11 protein-coding genes and 1 pseudogene are annotated in these 20,100 nt (G+C 71.2%); 8 read left to right on the top strand and 4 right to left on the bottom strand.

Annotated features, from left to right (window positions below):
* The first annotated feature begins 105 nt into the window (after positions 1–105).
* The 6 genes and pseudogenes from ACW5DW_RS11815 to ACW5DW_RS11790 all read left to right on the top strand — a co-directional run bounded on the left by ACW5DW_RS11815 (position 106) and on the right by ACW5DW_RS11790 (position 6,404).
* Positions 106–837: an SDR family oxidoreductase gene (locus ACW5DW_RS11815; RefSeq protein WP_457019094.1), complete on the top strand. Its 732-nt coding sequence runs from the start codon at positions 106–108 to the stop codon at positions 835–837.
* On the top strand, positions 831–2,291 hold the full coding sequence (locus ACW5DW_RS11810) for an efflux transporter outer membrane subunit (protein WP_457019092.1): 1,461 nt from the start codon (positions 831–833) through the stop codon (positions 2,289–2,291). Before ACW5DW_RS11815 ends, ACW5DW_RS11810 begins: the two co-directional genes overlap by 7 nt.
* A 138-nt stretch (positions 2,292–2,429) precedes the next feature.
* On the top strand, positions 2,430–3,035 hold the full coding sequence (gene folE / locus ACW5DW_RS11805; protein ID WP_457019091.1) for a GTP cyclohydrolase I FolE: 606 nt from the start codon (positions 2,430–2,432) through the stop codon (positions 3,033–3,035).
* The gene (locus tag ACW5DW_RS11800; RefSeq protein ID WP_457019090.1) at positions 3,035–3,415 is read left to right on the top strand and encodes a YchJ family protein; all 381 of its coding nucleotides are present in this window, start codon (positions 3,035–3,037) and stop codon (positions 3,413–3,415) included. The genes folE and ACW5DW_RS11800 overlap by 1 nt, the downstream gene beginning before the upstream one ends.
* 357 nt (positions 3,416–3,772) lie before the next feature.
* Positions 3,773–4,918 (top strand): annotated as a pseudogene (locus tag ACW5DW_RS11795) (lytic murein transglycosylase); the annotation flags it as partial.
* Positions 4,919–5,153: 235 nt separating this feature from the next.
* Positions 5,154–6,404 carry a TCR/Tet family MFS transporter gene (locus ACW5DW_RS11790; RefSeq protein WP_457019088.1) on the top strand — a complete coding sequence of 417 codons (1,251 nt, stop codon included), beginning with the start codon at positions 5,154–5,156 and terminating at the stop codon, positions 6,402–6,404.
* Positions 6,405–6,449: 45 nt separating this feature from the next.
* Here the strand turns inward: ACW5DW_RS11790 and ACW5DW_RS11785 are convergent, their stop codons facing one another.
* Both ACW5DW_RS11785 and ACW5DW_RS11780 read right to left on the bottom strand, forming a co-directional pair.
* The gene (locus ACW5DW_RS11785; protein ID WP_457019086.1) at positions 6,450–6,884 is read right to left on the bottom strand and encodes an I78 family peptidase inhibitor; all 435 of its coding nucleotides are present in this window, start codon (positions 6,882–6,884) and stop codon (positions 6,450–6,452) included.
* A 77-nt stretch (positions 6,885–6,961) separates the two neighbouring features.
* Positions 6,962–7,843: a hypothetical protein gene (locus ACW5DW_RS11780; RefSeq protein WP_457019085.1), complete on the bottom strand. Its 882-nt coding sequence runs from the start codon at positions 7,841–7,843 to the stop codon at positions 6,962–6,964.
* A 272-nt stretch (positions 7,844–8,115) separates the two neighbouring features.
* On the opposite strand from ACW5DW_RS11780, the gene ACW5DW_RS11775 reads away from it, so the two are divergent.
* Positions 8,116–12,003 carry a hypothetical protein gene (locus ACW5DW_RS11775; RefSeq protein WP_457019083.1) on the top strand — a complete coding sequence of 1,296 codons (3,888 nt, stop codon included), beginning with the start codon at positions 8,116–8,118 and terminating at the stop codon, positions 12,001–12,003.
* Positions 12,004–12,015: 12 nt separating this feature from the next.
* Here the strand turns inward: ACW5DW_RS11775 and ACW5DW_RS11770 are convergent, their stop codons facing one another.
* Complete coding sequence (locus ACW5DW_RS11770; protein ID WP_457019082.1) at positions 12,016–15,723, bottom strand: indolepyruvate ferredoxin oxidoreductase family protein; 3,708 nt, start codon at positions 15,721–15,723, stop codon at positions 12,016–12,018.
* Between the two features lie 194 nt (positions 15,724–15,917).
* Here ACW5DW_RS11770 and ACW5DW_RS11765 point away from each other — a divergent pair, with 194 nt between their 5' ends.
* Positions 15,918–17,768 (top strand): putative bifunctional diguanylate cyclase/phosphodiesterase, encoded by a 1,851-nt coding sequence (locus ACW5DW_RS11765; RefSeq protein WP_457019080.1) that lies wholly within the window; start codon positions 15,918–15,920, stop codon positions 17,766–17,768.
* A 244-nt stretch (positions 17,769–18,012) separates the two neighbouring features.
* Here the strand turns inward: ACW5DW_RS11765 and ACW5DW_RS11760 are convergent, their stop codons facing one another.
* The gene (locus ACW5DW_RS11760) at positions 18,013–20,094 is read right to left on the bottom strand and encodes a S9 family peptidase (protein ID WP_457019078.1); all 2,082 of its coding nucleotides are present in this window, start codon (positions 20,092–20,094) and stop codon (positions 18,013–18,015) included.
* Between the last annotated feature and the right edge of the window lie 6 nt (positions 20,095–20,100).

The following is a 20,100-nucleotide window of genomic DNA, read 5'->3' as shown; positions in this document are numbered from 1 at the left end:
CCATTGATATCCGGATCCGGTGCGCCATGCGCGGGCCGGGTCCAACACTGATACGACGCCGCGGCCCGCCGCGGCCTGCCATTCCCCAAGCCAAGGACAACACAGATGAACACCACTTCCCGCATCGCCCTGGTCACCGGCGCCACCCGCGGCATCGGCCTGGAGACCGTGCGCCAGCTTGCCCAGTCCGGCGTGCACACCCTGCTGGCCGGCCGCAATCGCGAGCGGGCCGTCGAAGCCGCCTTGGCCCTGCAGTCGCAGGGCCTGCCGGTGGAGGCGATTGCGCTTGACGTCAGCGACGAAGCCAGCATCGCGGCGGCCGTGGCCGAGGTGGAGCGCCGGCACGGCCGGCTCGACATCCTGGTCAACAACGCCGGCATCGCGCTCGACGACTGGGACAAGTCGCCGTCGCAGCAGTCGCTCGGGGTGTGGCGCGAAACCTTCGAGACCAACCTGTTCGGCCTGGTCGCGGTCACCCTGGCCTTCCTGCCGCTGCTGCAGCAATCGCCGGCGGCGCGCATCGTCAACGTATCCAGCGTGCTGGGTTCGGTTGCGCTGCAGTCCGATCCGGAGTCGGTGTACTACGCCATCAAGGTGCCGGCCTACAGCGTGTCCAAGACCGCCGTGAACGCATGGACGGCCCAGCTCGCGCACGAACTGCGCGACAGCCGCATCAAGGTCAATGCGATCCATCCGGGCAACGTGAAGACCGAGATGAACCCCGGCGCGGAACTGGATGTCACCGAAGGTGCGAAGAGCAGCGTGCAGATGGCACTGCTGGCTGCGGATGGTCCGAGCGGCACCTTCAGCCATCTCGGGGAGACGCTGCCATGGTAAGGCGCCTCGTCATGGGCACGCTGGCTGCCGCGCTGCTTTCTGCGTGCGCGGTTGGACCGGACCACGTGCGGCCGCATGTGGTCGTACCCGAACGTTTCGGCGCCGGCGACCTCGCCGCGGACAGCCCCGCCACCGCGCCGGCTGCGCTGACCGCCTTCGACGATGCCTTCCTGCAGGGCCTGGGCGATCCGCTGCTGGCGCAACTGGTGGACGAGGCGCTGCACGCCAACCACGACCTGCGCATCACGCTGGCGCGCCTGGACCGCGCCAACGCCCTGCTGCGCAGGACCCGCTTCGATGCCCTGCCCACCATCACCGCCCAGGGCGAGGCGGCCGACGTGCGCAGCAGCGCCGACCAGGCGCCGGGCGTGCCGCGCGCCGCGCGCGACGGCGAGCAGTGGAATGCCGGCATCGCCGCGGGCTGGGAGCTGGACCTGTTCGGCCGCGTGCGCCGCGGCATCGAGGCCGGGAGCGCCGAAGCCGGCGCCAGCGCGGCCGACCTGCGCGCGCTGCAGGTGGCCGTCGCCGGCGAGGTCGCGCGCACCTGGGTCGAGCTGCGCGGCACCCAGGAGCGGCTGCGCGTCGCCCGCGCCAATCGCGACAACCAGCAGCGCACCTTCGACCTGGTGCAGGCGCGGCTGGACGCCGGCGCCGGCACCGACTTCGATACCGCCAGGGCCAGCGCCCAGCTGGAAACCACCGCGGCCCGGATCCCGGCGCTGGAAGCGCAGGCGCAGGTGGCGATGCACCGGCTGGCGGTGCTGAGCGGACGCGACCCGGGGGCGCTCGTGGCCATCCTCGCGCCGCCGCGGCCGCTGCCGACCCTGCCGCCGCGCATCGATGCCGGTGCCCCCGGCGAACTGCTGCGCGTGCGCCCCGACGTGGCCGCCGCCGAGGCGCGCCTGCACGCCGCCACCGCGCGCATCGGCGTGGCGACCGCCGACCTGTTCCCGCGCTTCACCCTGGGCGGGCTGATCGGCAGCCAGGCAATCGACGGCAGTGCGCTGTTCGAACGCGACAGCGAAACGCGCATCGTCGCGCTGGGCATCGACTGGTCGTTCCTCGACATCGGCCGCGTGCGCGCCCGCATTGCCGCGGCCAATGCCGAGGCCGAGGGTGAACTCGCGCGCTACCAGCAATCGGTGCTGCTGGCGCTGGAGGACACCGAGAACGCACTGGTGCGCCACGCTCGCGCGCGCAGCGAGGACGCGCACCTGGAGCGCGCCGCGATCGACGCCGCGCAGGCCGCGCAGCTGGCCCGGGTGCGTTTCGAGGCCGGCGCGTCCGGCCTGCTCGAAGTGCTCGATGCCGAACGCGTGCAGCTGCAGGCGCAGGATGCCTTCGCCGATGGCCGCACCCGCAGTGCAAGCAGCGCGGTGGCGCTGTATCGCGCGCTGGCCGGAGGCTGGCCGCAGGTGGTGCCCGAGCGCGAGCGGATTGCCGGACGGCGCTGAGCGCCGGGCTATGGCCTGGTCGCCGGGTCGCGCCTGCAGACGCTGCCACAGGTCACCGCACGATCTGCTGTCGCCAGGCCCCGGGCTGGTGGCGCGCTACCATGTGCGGCCCGATCGACGACCCTGAGGAGCCCGCCCGTGAACGAATCCGACGACGCCCGCCACGGCGTATCGCGCGCGGATGCCGAGGACGCGGTGCGCACCCTGCTGCGCTGGGCCGGCGAGAATCCGCAGCGCGAAGGCCTGCTCGACACGCCCAAGCGCGTGGTCAAGGCCTATGGCGAGTGGTTCAGCGGCTACGCGCTCGATCCGGACGAATACCTGGGGCGCACCTTCGAGGAAGTGGCCGGCTACGACGAGATGATCGTGCTGCGCGACATCGAATTCGAAAGCCACTGCGAGCACCACATGGCGCCGATCATCGGCCGCGTGCACGTGGGCTACCTGCCCGACGGCAAGGTGGTAGGCATCAGCAAGCTGGCGCGCGTGGTCGATGCTTACGCCAAGCGCTTCCAGGTGCAGGAGAAGATGACCGCGCAGATCGCCGGCTGCATCCAGCGCGTGCTGGCGCCGCACGGGGTCGGCGTGGTGGTCGACGCCAGCCACGAATGCATGACCACCCGCGGCGTGCACAAGCGCGGGGTGAGCATGGTCACCTCGACCATGCTCGGCAGTTTCCGCGAGGACGCGCGCACGCGTGCGGAATTCCTGCGCTTCATCGAAACCGGCGGCGGCCGCCGCTGATGGCCGGCTGCCCCTGCGGCAGCGGCCATGATTACGACGGGTGCTGCGGGCCGCTGCATGCAGGCGCACCCGCACCCGCGGCCGATGCGCAGGCGCTGATGCGCTCGCGCTACAGCGCCTACGTGCGCGAGGACGCCGCCTACCTGCTGCGCACATGGCACCCATCGACGCGTCCGGACGCGCTGGCCTTCGACGACCCGCGCCCGACCTGGCTGAAGCTCGAAGTGCTGCGCCACCTCGTGACCGGCGAAGACACGGCCGAGGTCGAGTTCATCGCCCGCTACCGCGTCGGCGGCGGCAGCGCGGTACGCATGCGCGAGCACAGCCGTTTCCTGCGCGAGGACGGGCACTGGTACTACCTGGATGCGGTCGAGCACTGAGCCCGGCGCGCGCCGCGCCGGCGATCGCCATGAACGCGCAGCAACCGCGCCGCGCCCGCGCATGAAGGAGTGGACGCGCGCCGATATCCTGCACGGCCCACCCGCGCAGGTGCCCGCATGTCCCGCACATCCGTTGCCGACCGTCGACCCGCTGCGGCGCTCCGCGTCGCCGCCTTCGCCCTGGGCTGCACGCTGCCCGCGATGACGCTGGCGCAAGCGCCGGTTCCGGTATCCGTGCCAGTGACGACGCCTGTGCCGGCGTCGCAAGCCGCTCCGGCACCGCAGGCCGTCCCCGCCCCGAGCGCCGCGCCGGCATCTGAAGCCGCCCCACCGCAGCAGGCGACTCCGGCGCAGCAAATCGCGCCCGCCAGCGACCCCGAATACACCGCCTGCGTCGTCAACCGCCTGCGTCCGCAGGCCGTCGCGCGCGGCATCCCGGGCGAGGCCTTCGACCGCTACATGGCGGGGATCACGCCCGACCGCAGCGTGCTCGACCTGCTCGACGCGCAGCCCGAGTTCACCACGGCGATCTGGGACTATCTGGCCGGCCTAGTCGACGAGGAACGCGTGACCGACGGCAAGGCCATGCTCGACACGCACCGGGAGCTGCTTGCGCGGGTCGCGGCCGAATACGGCGTCGACGCCGCAACCGTGGTCGCGGTGTGGGGCGTGGAGAGCGACTACGGCCGGGTGTCGGGCAAGCGGCCGCTGCTGCAGTCGCTGTCGGTGCTGTCGTGCTTCGGCCGGCGCCAGGAGTTCTTCCGCGGCGAGTTCCTCGCCACGCTCAAGCTGCTGCACGATGGCGACCTGCGCGATCCCGGCATCACCGGGTCCTGGGCCGGCGCGTTCGGCCACACCCAGTTCATGCCGACCACCTACGCGCGGATCGCGGTCGATTTCGACGGCGACGGGCGCCGCGACCTGGTCACCAGCGTTCCCGATGCGCTCGCCTCCACCGCCAACTACCTCAAGCGCAGCGGCTGGCAGACGGGACGGCCCTGGGGTTACGAGGTCAGGCTTCCGGGTGGCTTCGATACCGCGCTGGCCGGACGCACCAGCCGCCGCCCGCTGTCGGACTGGGTCGCGCGCGGCGTGACCCGGGTGGACGGCAGCGCGATCGCGCCCTCCGACGCGCGCAGCGCGATCGTGCTGCCTGCCGGGCGCAGCGGACCGGCGTTCCTGGTGTTCCGCAACTACGACGCGATCTATTCCTACAACGCCGCCGAAAGCTACGCGCTGGCGATCGCCACGCTGGCCGACCGCCTGCGCGGCGGCAGCGGGCTGGCGACGCCCTGGCCGACCGACGATCCGGGCCTGTCGCGCGCGCAGCGTCGGGAACTGCAGACCCTGCTGCTCGCGCGCGGCCACGCCATCGGCGAGGTCGACGGCATGGTCGGCACCGCCACGCGCCGCGCGATCCGCGACGAGCAACAGCGCCTGGGCCTGCAGCCTGCGGACGGCCGCGCCGGCCTACGCATCCTCAAGGCGCTGCGCGCGGGGCCCTGACGGCGCGCTCTGCTCCCTCCCCCGCATGCGGGGGAGGGTTGGGGTGGGGGCAGGCCGATCGCCGCGTCACTTGACGCGCGCTTCGCGCGCCCCTCATCCCGGCCTTCCCCGCACGCGGGGGAAGGAGAAGAGCGCCTGCCGCACGTCGCGAGCGGACTCATCCGGGGCCCATCACCCCGCCCCTCCTGGTTGATTGGCCGATAATGCGCGCCCCCATTCCCGGCCCGCCTGCGTGAGCGAACCGACAATTGTCCGGCGCAAGGCCGCGCTGGTCTTCATCTTCCTGGTCGTGCTGATCGACGTGCTGGCGTTCGGGCTGATCATCCCCGTGCTGCCACACCTGGTCGAGGAATTCACCGGCAGCACCGCGCGCGCGGCGCTGTGGATCGGTGTGTTCGGCACGGTGTTCGCCGCAGTCCAGTTCATCTCCTCACCGATCCAGGGCGCGCTGTCGGACCGCTACGGACGCCGCCCGGTGATCCTGCTTTCGTGCCTGGGCCTGGGCCTGGACTTCGTGATCATGGCGCTGGCGCCATCGCTGTGGTGGCTGCTGCTGGCGCGCGTGTTCTCGGGCGCGTTTTCCGCCAGCTTCAGCACCGCCAACGCCTATGTCGCCGACATCGTCCCGGCCGACGCGCGGGCCAGGAGCTACGGCATGATCGGCGCTGCGTTCGGCGTGGGTTTCACCATCGGCCCGGTGCTCGGCGGCTGGCTGGGCGAGGTCGACCTGCGCCTGCCGTTCTGGTTCGCGGCGGGGCTGGCCCTGCTCAACTTCTGCTACGGCCTGTTCGTGCTGCCCGAGTCGCTGCCGCCGCAATCGCACGCCAAGCGCTTCGACTGGCGCGCGACTCATCCGTATGCGGCGATCCTGCTGATCGGACGCTACCCGGCGATCATCGGACTGGCGGCGGTGGTGTTCATCGCCAACCTCGCGCACTACGTGTATCCCAGCGTGTTCGTGCTGTTTGCCGACGTGCGCTTTGGCTGGGGGCCGTGGCAGGTGGGCTGGGTGCTGTTCCTGGTCGGCGTGTGCAGCGTGATCGTCAACGTGGCGGTGGTCGGGCGCGTGGTGCGCGCGCTGGGCGAGCGGCGCGCGCTGATCCTCGGCCTGTGCTGCGGCACCTTGGGCTTCGTGGTCTATGCGTTTGCGGGGCAGGGCTGGATCTTCCTGCTCGGGTTGCCGGTGAGCGCGCTGTGGGCGATCGCCTCGCCGGCCAGCCAGGCGCTGATCACGCGCCAGGTCGAAGCGGACATGCAGGGCCGCATCCAGGGCGCGTTGATGAGCCTGGTATCGGTGGCCGGCATCATCGCGCCAATCTCCTTCGCCAGCGTGTTCGGCCTGTTCATCGGCGAACGTGCGCCGGTGGCGTTCGCAGGCGCGCCCTGGCTGCTGGCCGCGATGCTGCTGGCCACGGGCGCGCTGATCGCGTGGCGGCATGCGCCGCGCAACACGGCAGCACCGGCCGAAGAGGCGACAGGCTGAAACACCGGCCCCGCGCACGTTTGCGCGCAGGGCCGGGCAGTGGACTCAACCGCAGTTGAGAGACTGGATCACGCCGGCGGCGTCGGTGTGGATGTTCAGACGGTCCTCGCGGAAATCCATCGTGGCCGCATCGTCCGGGCCGAGCACGCGCACGCTGGTGGCGCCGCTGTCGGCGGTGGCCTTGGCGGTGACCGTTTCGGTGGCTTGCTGGCCCACCAGGGCCTGCAGGCCGTCGGCATTGCAGATCGCTTCGGGGTCAGCGGCATCGGTGGCCGGGGCCGTGGACATCGCGCCGTCGACGGGCTGCGTCGGCGCGTTCGCGCTGCCGGCCGGGTCGGCGGGTGCCGCCGCGGATGCCGGGTCGACCGTCGCCGGAGCATCGGCGGTATCGCGGTTGGGCGAGCAGGCGCCGAGCAGCGCGACCAGCGCGCTCGACAGCAGTGCGGTTTGCAGCGCGGACAGGGGTGTTGAACCAGCCATGGCGGAGTCTCCTCTGAGGGAACGGCGAAGATAGCGCCGCGCCCGTGAAGACCGGCCGGATCGCGGCCAGCGTGCGATCAGCCCACCGCGCCGCGCTTGGCCGCGGGCAGCGCATTGCGGACCATCGCGTTGAAGCCGACGGCGAGCACGCCGAAGCCGGCCTCGGTGGGGTGGATCTCGTCGTACCAGAAGCCGCTGTCCGCGATCGAACCGATCGCCGAGAAATCGGCAAAGGAAAACAGCCCCGGATATGCCGCGCGGCTGGGTGCCAGCACCTGGTCGCGAAAGCCGTCCACCAGCAGCCGCCAGGCGAAGCGTTCGGCCTCGGCCTTGCTGCCCAGCACCGGCCGCATCACCGGCCACAGCCACGGCCCGACCGTGCCCATCACCATCGCCGCCAGGCCCAGGTTGCGCACGGTGAGCGCGCCCTCCTTGCCGATCGCGTGGCGCGACAGCGGCGCGTAGCCGTGGCCGACCACGCGCAGGCCACCCACGCCGGACATTGCCGACAGCAGCAGGTCGTAGCGCGCGCGCAGCCGCTCGAACACGCCATGCGCGACCAGGGCTTCGAACGCGGCATCGGCATCCATGCGCGGCGCGCCCGCGAACACGGCTGCCAGCCGCTCGCCCAGGCAGTCGTTGCCGCCGATGCTCAGGCACAGCAGGTCGAAGCCGCGCGAGGCAAAGCGTTCGGCGTTGTCGCGGCACGCGGCCGGGGTCAGCATCTGCGCCGCGGCCAGGCCGGGGCCGCCGAGCCGGATCGACATGCCGTCGATGCGCGCGAAGCTGTTCCAGCACAGGTTGCGGTACAGCGGCGTGCTGAACCAGGAATCGCCCCAGTAGGCGATCAGCGGCCGCTTCTCCAGGTAGGCGTTCCATTCGCGCCGCTGTCGTGACGAGGGCGTGCCGCTGGCCCCGCGCAGCTGCTGCCAGTTGTCGTAGATGCGCTTGAGCGCCATGCCGGGGTCTCCTGGGGCAAGTCTGCTGCGATAAGGCACGGCGGTGCAGTGAGGGTGCAGGACGGCAGCGACGCCGCACGCCCGCCGACAAACGCAGACAGATTGCACGCGAGCGGATGCGTGCGTCGGCACGACCGTGCCTGCGGTGGCGTTGCCGCCCCAAACGACCAACGCGCGACACCGTCTGCGGCGGTCACGTCCGCCCGCTCTGCCGCGCCGCGTTTGCACTACAGTGGCCGGCCGGGGGATTCGCCACGCACATGGAGGATGTGGTGCGCCTGCAGAACCTGCTGCCGACTGCCCTGAAAGAGCGCTGGAGCGCTGCACCGGCCACGCCCGACCTGGAATCGGTGCGCGCCGCCGAGCTGCGGACCATCCTCGGCAAGGACGCGGGCGAGGACCCGGCCGCGATCGAGACCTGGGGGCTGGCCCTGTCGGGCGGCGGTATCCGCAGCGCCACCTTCGGCCTGGGCGTGCTGCAGGCACTGTCGCGACTCGGGCTGCTGCGCTGCTTCCACTACCAGTCGACGGTGTCGGGCGGCGGCTACATCGGCGCGTTCCTGCAGGCGCTGATCCGGCGCCACGGTTTCACGCAGGCGTTCGCGACCCTGGCTGCCGGCATGCGCGGCGCGGCCGCGGCTGACGACGAGGGGCCGGGCGCGCGTCCGATCCGCCACCTGCGCGAGTACAGCAACTACCTGGCGCCGCGCAAATCGCCGTTCTCCGGCGACACGCTGGGCATGGTCGGCACCTACGTGCGCAACGTGCTGCTGGTGCAGGTGCAGCTGTGCGCGCTGATCCTGGCGCTGTGCCTGCTGCCGCTGCTGCTGTACGCCGGCGCCGACACGCTCAGCGTGCGCAACCCGACCCTGCCGTTGTCGCTGGCGGGGCTGATCGGGATGCTCGCGGTGTCGCTGCTGGCCTGGGTCAGCACCTTCGCCAACCGCCGCCCGGTGCCGGTCGACGGCGAGCCGCCGCAGCCGCCGCGCCGCCTGGTGCTGGCGGCGCTGGCGACGATCCTGGGGCTGGCGCTGGCGTGCATGCTCGGCGCGCTTGGGCTGGCGCGCTTCGAGCGCCTGCCGGGACTGTTCGGCAGTGCGCTGGGCTGGCTGCCGACCGGCTGGCGCGCCGGCGGCGCCGACCTGGGCATCGTCACCGCCGCGCTCTATCTGCTGGTCTGGCACGCCTGGCTGGTGTTCGATCCCTGGTATTCGCGGCGCGTGGCGACCGGCGATGCGCCGCCGCCACCGCTGCAGCGGCATCCCTGGCGGTTCGTGCTGGGCACGGTGGGCGCGGCCGCGTTCGCGGGCGTGGCGATCGTGCTGCTGCGCGGCTGGCTCGCGGGCTGGGCGGCGACCGACGGGCTGTGGCACGTGCTGGTGGTCGGCCCGCTGCTGGTGGTGTCGGCGGTGGTGCTGACCGCGATCGTGCACCTGGGCCTGGCCGGGCCGGCGATGAGCGACCTGCAGCGCGAGATCTGGGCGCGCGTGGGCGGCAAGACCTGCGCGCTGGTGGCGCTGGGCATGACCCTGGCGCTGTCGCTGACGCTCTACGGCCCCTGGCTGCTGCGCACGGGCGCGGGCCAGGGCGTGCAGGCGCTGTCCGGCGCCGGTTGGGCCGGCGCGCTCGCGTGGCTGTCGACCACGGGGATCGGACTGCTGGCCGCGCACGGCGTGCGCGCCGGCAAGGCGGGATCGCGGCGCTCGCGCCTGCTCGACCTGGTCGCACGGCTCGCGCCCTGGGTGTTCGTGCTGGGCCTGCTGGTCGCGCTCAGCCTGGCCGGGCACGTGCTGCTGCAGGCGGCCGGGCCGGCGCTGGAGCGGTTGGCCGGTGGCAACCCGGTGCTTCCGGCGCCGGCCGACGGTACCGGGCTGGCCGCATACCTGCGCGCGCTGGATGCCACCGTGACCGCGTATCCACGCGCGCTGGCGCTGCTGGTGGCCGCGGCGCTGGCGGTGTGGCTGCTGTTCGGCTGGGCGGTCAACGTCAACGAGTTCAGTCTCAACGCCTTCTACCGGAACCGGCTGGTGCGCTGCTACCTCGGCGCCAGCAACGAGCATCGCAATCCCGAGCCGACCACCAACTTCGACCTGCAGGACGACCTGGTGCTGGCCGACCTGGTCGAGGTGCAGCGCCTGGACGGCGCGCGCCCGCTGTATCCGCTGATCGGCACCGCGCTCAACCTGGTCGCGGCCAAGCAGCTGGACTGGCAGGATCGCAAGGCCGCCTCGTTCTGCCTGTCGCCCGGCTGGTGCGGGCACCTGCCGCCGGATTCGCGCCGTGGCGAGCCGCCGATTGGCGACCGGTGCGCGGCCACGGCCGGCACCGCCGCTGGCGCGCCGGCGGGGCGCAACGATCCGCTGGCCGCATCGCTCACCCTGGGCAGCGCGATCGCGATCTCCGGCGCCGCGGTCAATCCCAACATGGGCTACCACAGCTCGCCGGCGGTGACCTTCCTGCTGACCCTGTTCGATGCGCGCCTGGGCTGGTGGCTGCCCAACCCGCGCCATCCCGAACACCCGCGCGCCGACAGTGCGCCGTTCTTCGGCCGCTGGCTGCTGGCCGAGCTGCTCGGGCGCACCCACGCCGGTGGCAAGTTCGTGCAGCTGTCCGACGGTGGCCACTTCGAGAACCTGGGCCTGTACGAACTGGTGCGCCGCCGCTGCCGCTTCGTGCTGTGCGTGGATGCGGCCGCCGACGGCGAGCGCGCGTTTGGCGACCTCGGCAACGCGGTGCACAAGTGCCGGGTCGACTTCGGCGCCGACATCGACATCGACGTGTCCGCGCTCGCCCCGGGTCAGGACGGCCTGGCCGAGCGCAGCTGCGCGGTCGGCCGCATCCGCTACGCCGACGGCAGCAGCGGCACCCTGCTCTACCTCAAGCCCACGCTCACCGGCGAGGAGCCCGCCGACATCGCGCACTACGCGCGCAGCCACGCATGCTTCCCGCATGAGCCGACCTCCGACCAGTTCTTCGACGAGGCGCAGTTCGAAAGCTACCGCCGGCTCGGCCAGGACATCGCCACGCGCGCGCTGGCGCCGGTGCTCGAACGCATTGGCGCCGAGCCGGGCATGCCGCGCCACGACGAACTGACCGTGCACGACTCGGCGCTGAAGGAGAAGCTGCTGATCGCGCTGCGCCAGCGCTGGGTGGCGCCGGTGCCGGGCGTGCCCGACCGCTTCGCGCTGCACGGCAAGGCGCTGGCGGCGCTGTTCGGCGAGCTGCGCGACACGCCTGCGCTGGCGGTGCTCGATGCACAGTTCCATCCGGCCTGGACCGACCTGGTCGCAGGCGTGCCCGAATACGAGGGGCTGCTGCCGCCATCACCGCTGGAGCGGCGCACGAAGCTCCCGCAGCCGGAGGACTTCCGCGCCTGCTTCTACTTCTGCCAGGCGCTGATCCGGCTGATGGAGGCGGTCTACCACGACCTCGACCTGGAGCACGCCTGGGACCATCCCGACAACCGCGGCTGGCTCAACGCCTTCCGCCACTGGAGCTGGGCGCCGATGTTCCGCATCGCCTGGATCATCGGCGCGCCGATGATCGGCGCACGCTTCGTCGCCTTTTGCCAGCAGCGCCTGGACCTGCCGCGGCTGGACAACGATGCCGAAGACCGCCACCGCGTGCTGCGCATGGAGCGGCACGCGCCGGTCGGGGACGAGGGCTGGCAGGGCATGTGCGACCGGCTGATGGCGCAGGGCACGATCAACCACGTCGAGCATTCGATCCTGCTGGCCGAACCCCTGTGCGCGCATGCGGTGCGGCCGACCCACCTGTACCTGCTGCGGCTGAAGTGGTCGGCCGCGCTGGTGAGCGCTGGCGGCGGGCTTGCCGACACCACGCTGGGCGTCGCGGCCATGGCTGAAGGCACGCTGCGCCTGCTGCGCGTCCAGGACCACGTGCGCCGGCTTGGCCTGGCGACCGAGTTCATGCGCCTGCTGATCAACCGCGAGGTAATCGAGGCGGTCGACATCCGTGGCGGCTGGTACGGACTTGGCGGCGTGTGCCGCAACCGCGGTGCCGCCCAGGTGCGGCAGTGGCTGGAAGGCGCACTGGCGCTGGCGCGCAGGCGCCAGCGTGCGCGCAACGATGCGGCGCGCGCTGCGCGCGAGGCGCGGCAGGCGAGGCAGGCGAGGCGGCAGGCGCCGCCCGCCGACTGAGCGGATCGACTGCTACGCCGCCTGCACGATCCGCAGCGGGTTGTCCCATTCGCGCAGCAGCTCGGCCTCGCGTGCCTTGGCGGCGTGCAGGTGCGCTTCCTTGACGTGGCCGTAGCCGCGGATCTGCTCGGGAATGCCGGCGATTTCCGCGGCGAGGTCGACGTTGCCTGCGTCCAGCTTCTCCAGCAGGCCGCCGACCGTGCGCGCGTAGTCCTCGATCAGCTGGCGCTCCATGCGCCGCTCCTGCGTGCGCCCGAACACGTCCAGTGGCCCGCCGCGCAGGAAGCGCAGCTTGGCCAGCAGGCCGAAGGCCTTGAACACCCACGGCCCGTACTCGCGCTTGACCAGCTCGCCCTTGCCGTTGCGCTTGGACAGCAGCGGCGGCGCGAGGTGGAAGTGCAGGCGGTAATCGCCGTCGAACTGCTGCTCGACGCGGCGCCGGAACTCGCCGCCGGTATACAGCCGCGCCACTTCGTACTCGTCCTTGTAGGCCATCAGCTTGAAGAAGTAGCGCGCCACCGCTTCTGACAGGTCGTTCGAACCCGGCGCCTTCAGCTGTTCGGCCTCGCGCACGCGCGCGACGAAATCCGAATAGCGCCGTGCGTACTTCGCGTCCTGGTAGTCGCTGAGGAACTCGATGCGGCGCGCGATCAGCTCGTCCAGCGAGCGCGACAGGCGCAGGTCGTCCATCGGCAGGAACGCGACCGCATCGGTGCCGGCATGCGCGGGCACGTGGCGCAGCTCGTCCTCGGCGCGCAGCGGACGGGGCGCGGAGGTGGCGCCCCATTCGGTGCTTTCCCATTCGCCCGGCGGCAGCGAGGCCAGCGCGCGCGGCGTGGCTTCGGCTGTGGTCGGCGCGTTGCGCACCACCCCGGCAGCGTCGTACACCGATTCGGGATCGATCGCGGCCAGGCGGCCCCAGGCAAACGCGGTCTTGTTCATCTCGACTGCCGCGCCGTTGAGTTCGACCGCGCGCATCAACGAGTCCAGCGACAGCGGCACCAGGCCGCGCTGCCAGGCGTAGCCGAGCATGAACAGGTTGGACGCGATCGCATCGCCCATCAGCGCGGTCGCAAGCTCGGTCGCGTCGATCTGCAGCGGCGCCTGGCCGCCGGTGGCCTGGGTGACGGCCGAGACGATGTCGGCGGCCGGGAACTGCATGTCCGGGCGCGTGGTGAAGGTGCCCGGCATCGCTTCCCAGGTGTTGAGCACCACCTGCGAGCGGCCGGCGCGCAGCTTCGACAGTGTCCAGTAGTCGTTGACCACCACCATGTCGCAGCCCAGCACCAGGTCGGCCTCGCCGGCGGCGATGCGCACGGCGTGGATGTCGTCGGGTGCCTTCGCGATGCGGATGTGGGTGGTGACCGCGCCGCCCTTCTGCGCAAGCCCGGTCTGGTCGAGCACGGTCGAACCGCGTCCCTCCAGGTGCCCGGCCATGCCCAGCAGCGCGCCGATGGTGACCACGCCGGTGCCGCCGACGCCGGTGATCAGGATGTTCCAGGGCTGCGACAGGTCGCTGGCGAACGCCGGCGGCGGCAGGCTGGCCAGGCGCGCCGCGGTCGCGGCCTTGTTGCCCTTGCGCGGCTTGCCGCCGTGCACCGTGACGAAGCTCGGGCAGAAGCCCTCGACGCAGGAATAGTCCTTGTTGCAGTTGCTCTGGTCGATCTCGCGCTTGCGCCCGAACTCGGTGTCCTTGGGCAGCACCGAGACGCAGAAGCTCTTCTTGCCGCAGTCGCCGCAGCCCTCGCACACCAGGGTGTTCACGAACACGCGCTTCTGCGGATCGGGGATCTTGCCGCGCTTGCGGCGGCGGCGCTTCTCGGTGGCGCAGGTCTGGTCGTAGATCAGGACCGAAACGCCCTTCACCTCGCGCATGCGCTTCTGCACCGCGTCGAGCTCGCGCCGGTCCTCGAACTCGGTGCCGGCCGGGAACTGCGAACGGTCGCGCCACTTGGACAGGTCATCGCTGACCAGCACGATCGTGTACACGCCCTCGCTGCGCACCTGGTGCGCGATCTGCGGCACGCTCAGGGTGCCGTCGACCGGCTGGCCGCCGGTCATGGCAACTGCGTCGTTGTAGAGGATCTTGTAGGTGATGTTGACGCCGGCCGCGACCGACTGGCGAATCGCCAGCGAGCCGCTGTGGAAGTAGGTGCCGTCGCCCAGGTTCTGGAACACGTGCGCGGTTTCGGTGAAGCCCGCCTGCCCGCACCAGGTGACGCCTTCGCCGCCCATCTGGGTGAAGGTGTCGGTGCTGCGGTCCATCCAGGTGACCATGTAGTGGCAGCCGATGCCGCCGAGCGCGCGCGAACCGTCCGGTACCACCGTCGAGGTGTTGTGCGGGCAGCCCGAGCAGTAGTGCGGCACCCGCGGGAACTGCGCGCGCGGCAGCGCCAGTTCGCCTTCCTTCTGCTCCATCCAGTGCAGCACTTCGTGGATGTGCTGGGTGTCGCGGCTGCCTTCGGGCACGAACTGCTGCAGGCGCCGCGCGATCACGCCGGCGATGGTCGCGGGCGTGAGTTCGCCGGTGGACGGCAGGATCCAGTTGCCTTCCTCGTCGTACTTGCCGACGATCGACGGGCGATCGCCATCGAAGTTGTAGAACAACTCCTTCATCTGGCTTTCGATGAAGGCGTGCTTCTCCTCGACCACCAGGATGTCGCGCAGGCCGCGCGCGAAGGCGCGGATGCCCAGCGGCTCCAGCGGCCAGGTCATGCCGATCTTGTAGACGCGGATGCCGAGCTCGCGGCAGCGCTCGACGTCCAGGCCCAGGTATTCCAGCGCCTGCAGCACGTCCAGGTAGCTCTTGCCGGTGGTGACGATGCCGAAGCGCGCGTCCGGCGCATCGAGCACCATGCGGTCGATCCGGTTGGCGCGTGCGAAGGCCTGCGCGGCCTTGACCGCGTAGCGATGCAGGCGCATCTCCTGGTCGAGTGGCGGATCGGGCCAGCGGATGTTGAGCCCGCCCGGCGGCAGTTCGAAGTCCTCGGGCGTGGCGATGTGCAGGGCCAGCGGATTGACGTCCACCGAGGCCGAGGACTCTACCGTTTCGGCGATGGTCTTGAAGCCCACCCAGCGCCCGGTGAAGCGGCTCATCGCCCAGCCCACCAGGCCCATGTCGAGGATGTCCTGCACCCCGGCCGGGTTGAGGATCGGCATCATCGCGCTGGTGAACTCGCCCTCGCTGCCGTGCGGCAGCGTGGAGCTACGACAGGCGTGGTCGTCGGCGGCCAGCGCCAGCACGCCGCCATGCCTGGACGTGCCTGCGGCGTTGCCGTGCTTGAACACGTCACCGCTGCGGTCAACGCCCGGACCCTTGCCGTACCACATGGCATAGACGCCATCGACCGTGGCGCCCGGGAACAGATTGGTCTGCTGCGTGCCCCAGACCATGGTCGCGCCCAGGTCCTCGTTGATGCCTGGCTGGAACTTCACGTTGGCATCGGCGAGGTATTTCTTCGCGCGCCACAGCTCCAGGTCGAAGCCGCCCAGCGGCGAGCCGCGGTAGCCGGAAATGAAACCGCCGGTGTTCAGGCCGGCCGCCTGGTCGCGCAGCCGCTGCATCAGCGGCAGCCGCACCAGCGCCTGCACGCCGGACAGGTAGATGCGGCCTTCGGTGCGGCTGTACTTGTGTTCCAGCGTGTAGTCGGGGTCGGTGACGCCCCGGGTCAGGCCGGTGTGGGCGGAGGCGGGCGAGGAGAGTTCGGCTGTGCTGGTCATTGGCGTCTTGGCTTGGCGGGCGGCGCACGGCCGCTGGCGGGGGACGCAGCACGGACGCCGCGGGTCCGGGTAAACGTGTCAAGTGTAACAGTGGCGGTGCCTGCGCTGGCCCGTTTGCGTGGCTGCAGGCATGGGTATACAAAGGCGCGACGGGGGTCGCCGGCGCGCAGGATAGGCCGGAAATTGGGGGGACGATGTTACCCGGCAGTCAGCTTGACACGCCGCAGGAGCGCGGTGCCTGGGCAAGGCGGCACAACCACGCGCTGGTGTCGCTGGCGCGGCGCGTCTGGCAGGACGACTGCACCCTCGAACGCGCCTTCGCCCTGATCTGCGAGACCGCCTCCGGCACGCTCGAGGTCGAGCGCGTCAACATCTGGCGCTGGGACGCGGGCAGCGGCAGCCTGCACTGCCTGCACCACTTCCAGCGCAACCGCGGCCATCGTCGCGCCGACCGCCCCGATACCGTGCTCAGCGTGGGCCGCGACTACAGCGCGGCCCTGGACGAGGTACGGGTCATCAACCAGAACGCCGCGCGCGACGCGGACGATGACCTGGGCGAGTACCTGCACCGCCACGGCATCGGCTCGCTGCTGGATGCGCCGGTGCGCTCGGCCGGCGAACTGCTGGGCGTGATCTGCCACGAGCACGTGGGGCCGCCGCGCGCGTGGTCGCCGGAGGACCAGGCCTTTGCCGCCAGCATCGGTGACTACGTGGCGATGGCGTTCGAGATCGACCGCCGCCGCCGGCTCGAGGGGCGCGTGCGCTACCTCGAGCTGCACGACCCGCATACCGACCTGCCCAATCGCGACCACCTGCTGGGCGTGGTGCATGCGGCGCTGCGGCCGATGCATGGCGCCGACAATGGCCTGGTCGCGATCCACCTCAACTTCGACGCCTCGCCGCACGAGGGCGACGCCGGGCACGAGCTGCTGGTCGAAGCTGCGTCCCGCCTGCGCCGCGAACTCGATGGCGAGGCCACCCTGGCACGTGTGCGCGGCAACGCCTTCGCCGTGCTGCCGCACCGCCACCTGCACGAAACCCAGGCCTTGATCCTCGCCGAGCGCTGCGTGGATCTGGTGCAGGCCTGCCTGGACGAGCAGGGCATCGCGGTGATCGTCACCGCCGGCATCGCGTTCTCGCGCGACCTCGCCGCGCCGTCGGCCGACAACCTGCTGCGCAACGCCGAGACCGCCAGCCACGAGGCGCATCGCAACCGCCATCGCCACAACCGCTGCGAGATCTTCGATGCCGAGCACCACCGCGGCCTGGTCGAGCGGCTGCGGCTGGAGCGCACGCTGCGCGAGGCCTACGAGGCCGGGCGGCTGTGCGTGCAGTTCCAGCCCGAGGTCGAACTGTCCAGCGGCCGTTGGGTTGCGGCCGAGGCGCTGCTGCGCTGGCGCGACGAGGAAGGGCGCTGCCGGGTGGCGCAGGATTTCATCGACGTGATCGAGAACAGCGGCCTGATCGTGCCGATCGGGCGCTGGATGCTGCACGAAGCCTGCCGCCTGGCGCGGCAGTGGCCAACGCGCGATGGCGGGATTGGCCCGAAGCTGCGGGTGAACCTGTCGACGCGGCAGTTCGAGCAGGCCAGCCTGGTCGACGACGTGGCCGCGGCGCTGGCCGGCAGCGGCCTGCAGCCCGGCCGGCTGTGCCTGGAGCTGACCGAAAGCATCCTGCTGCCCGATTTCGCCGTGGCGGCGCAGACCCTGACCCGCCTGCGCGAGCTGGGCGTCTCGATCGCACTCGACGACTTCGGCACCGGCTACTCGTCGCTGGCCTATCTCAAGCGCCTGCCGATCGACGTGATCAAGATCGACCGCAGCTTCGTCAGCGGCCTGCCGGACGATCCCTACGACCTGGCGATCGTGCAGGCGGTGGCCACGCTGGCGCGGCGGGTCGGCATCGACGTGGTGGCCGAAGGGGTCGAAACCGAGGCCCAGGCGCGCACCCTGCGCGAATGCGGCGTGGAGCGCGCGCAGGGCTACCTGTTCTCGGCGGCGGTGGAGGACGCGGAGCTGGTCGAAGGATTCAGGCGCGGCGGATAGGCCGCTTGCCCGGATCCAAGCACGCTGCCCGGCATCCGCGGCTTCGGCTTGCCCCCACCCCAGGCCTCCCCCGCAGGCGGGGGAGGGAGTTGAATCCTTCCCGCGGGCGGGGGAGGGAGTTGAATCCTTCCCCGGGCGGGGAGCCGGAACTGCCGCGCTTTTGCTCCCTCCCCCGCTCGCGGGGGAGGGCTGGGGTGGGGGCCAACACGCCAACCCACCTCCGCAGGACGCGTTGCCTTCCGCGCTACTTCCGCACTTCCTGCGTATGCGACTGCAGCGCCTCGGCCAGGCCCGGCACGCCGTCGGCGCCGGTCGGCACCGTGATGCTCGAACCCTTGAACTCCTCGCCGATCGGCTGCGCGCGGCCGCCCAGACACTGCGACAGGAAGCCTTCGGCCACCGCGTTGAAGGCCTTGTTGTTCTCCGGCCGCGCGAAGCCGTGGCCTTCGTCGGGGAACAGCACGTAGGTCACCGGGATGTTCTTGGCGGTCATGGCGTCGACGATCTGGTCGCTCTCGTCCTGCTTCACGCGCGGGTCGTTGGCGCCCTGGCCGATCAGCAAGGGCTTGCTGATCGCGTCGACATGCGAGAGCGGCGAGCGCTCGCTCAGCCAGGCCTTGCCTGCTTCCGTCTCGGGGTCGCCCATGCGCCGCACCAGCTGCTTGTAGAAGCTGGCCCAGTACGGCGGCACGGTCGAGAGCAGGGTGTTGAGGTTGGCCGGACCGACGATGTCCACGCCGCAGGCGAAGGTGTCGGGGGTGAAGGTCAGGCCGACCAGGGTGGCGTAGCCGCCGTAGCTGCCGCCCATGATCGCGACCTTGTCCTGCGTGGTCACGCCGCTCTCGACCGCCCACTGCACAGCGTCCACCAGGTCGTCGTGCATCTTGCCGGCCCACTCGCCGTCGCCGGCGTTGGTGAAGTCCTTGCCGAAGCCGGTGGAGCCGCGGAAGTTCACGCTCAGCACCGCGTAGCCGCGGTTGGCCAGCCACTGGTCGTAGCTGCTGTAGCCATAGGCGTCGCGCGCCCAGGGGCCGCCGTGGACCAGCAGCACCATCGGCACGGGACGATCGGCCTTGCCATCGCCGTTGGCATCCGCGTGCGCGGGCAGGGTGAGGTAGCTGACCAGGGTCTTGCCGTCGCGCGACTGCAGCTCCTGCGGCCACATCGGCACCAGCGGCTTGCCCTCGAGCGCGGGCCGGCCGGAGAACAGGCGCGTGAGCTCGCCGCCGCCCTTGCCGTCGCGGTCGTAGCGGTAGTACTCGACCGGCGACTCGGCCGCCGAATAGGCCACGATCCAGGTCTTGTCGTCGAGCGTGCGGGTGTTGATCGAGGCCTCTCCCGGGCCGATCGCATCGAGCCGCTCCAGGTCGGCCTTGATCGCATCGTCGAGCACCGCCCACTGCTCGCGCAGGTAGTTGACCGCGACCGCCTGCACCTCGCCGGTGGCCGGGTCGGCGAGCCCATCGCCGATGTCGGCGCGCGGGTCCTCGTGGACCAGGGTCCTGGTGCCGCTCGCGGTGTCGACCGCGAACAGGGCATTGGTGTTGCGACCGCGCGAGTCGCGCATGTACAGGGTGCTGCCGTCCTTGCTGAGGCCCGAATAGCCGGTGGTCATGCCGTCCTCGAACGGGACCTCGTCGTACTTGTCCCAGGCCTCGCCGGCGCGGCGCAGCAGGTCAAGCCCGCCGTCGGGGCGCGAGCGTGTAGCGAAGCGGAGGCTGTAGTCGGCGTCGGCGACGTACTCGCCGATCTGGTGGGTGTTCTTCTCCACCAGGCTGCGCTCGCCGCTGGCCAGGTCGACGCGATAGAGGTCATGCCACTGCGGATCGCGGTCGTTCATGCCGACCAGCACGGTGTCCGGATGGCGGTCGCTCACGCCCACCACCTGCGCCGTGGTCTTCTCATGGGGGGTGAGGTCGCGGCTTTCGCCGGACGTCAGGTCCACCGCGTAGAGGTGGAAGTCCTCGTCGCCGCCGCTGTCGCGCAGGTACAGCAGCGTGTCGGGCCGGTAGGACCAGAAGTAGTTGCGGATGCCGCGCGCGGTGTCGCGGGTCACCGCTTTGGCCGCGGACAGGTCGTCGGCCGGGGCGATCCAGACGTTGAGCGTGCCGTCCAGCGGCGCAACCCAGCTCAGGTACTTGCCGTCGGGGCTGAGCTGCACGTTGGCGCGCTCGGGGTTACCGAACAGCGCCTCGCGCGGGATCAGCTCGACACCGTCGATCGAGGTCGGCGCGGCCTTGGCCGCGGCACTGGGTTCATCGGCCTTGCCGCCGCCGCACGCGGCCAGGGCAAGGGTGATGGCGGACGCAAGCAGAAGACGCGGCATGGGCAA

The sequence above is a fragment of the Luteimonas sp. A482 genome, from assembly GCF_054072655.1.
Note: the sequence above shows the minus strand (reverse complement) of the source record. Positions and strands in the feature narration are given on the sequence as shown.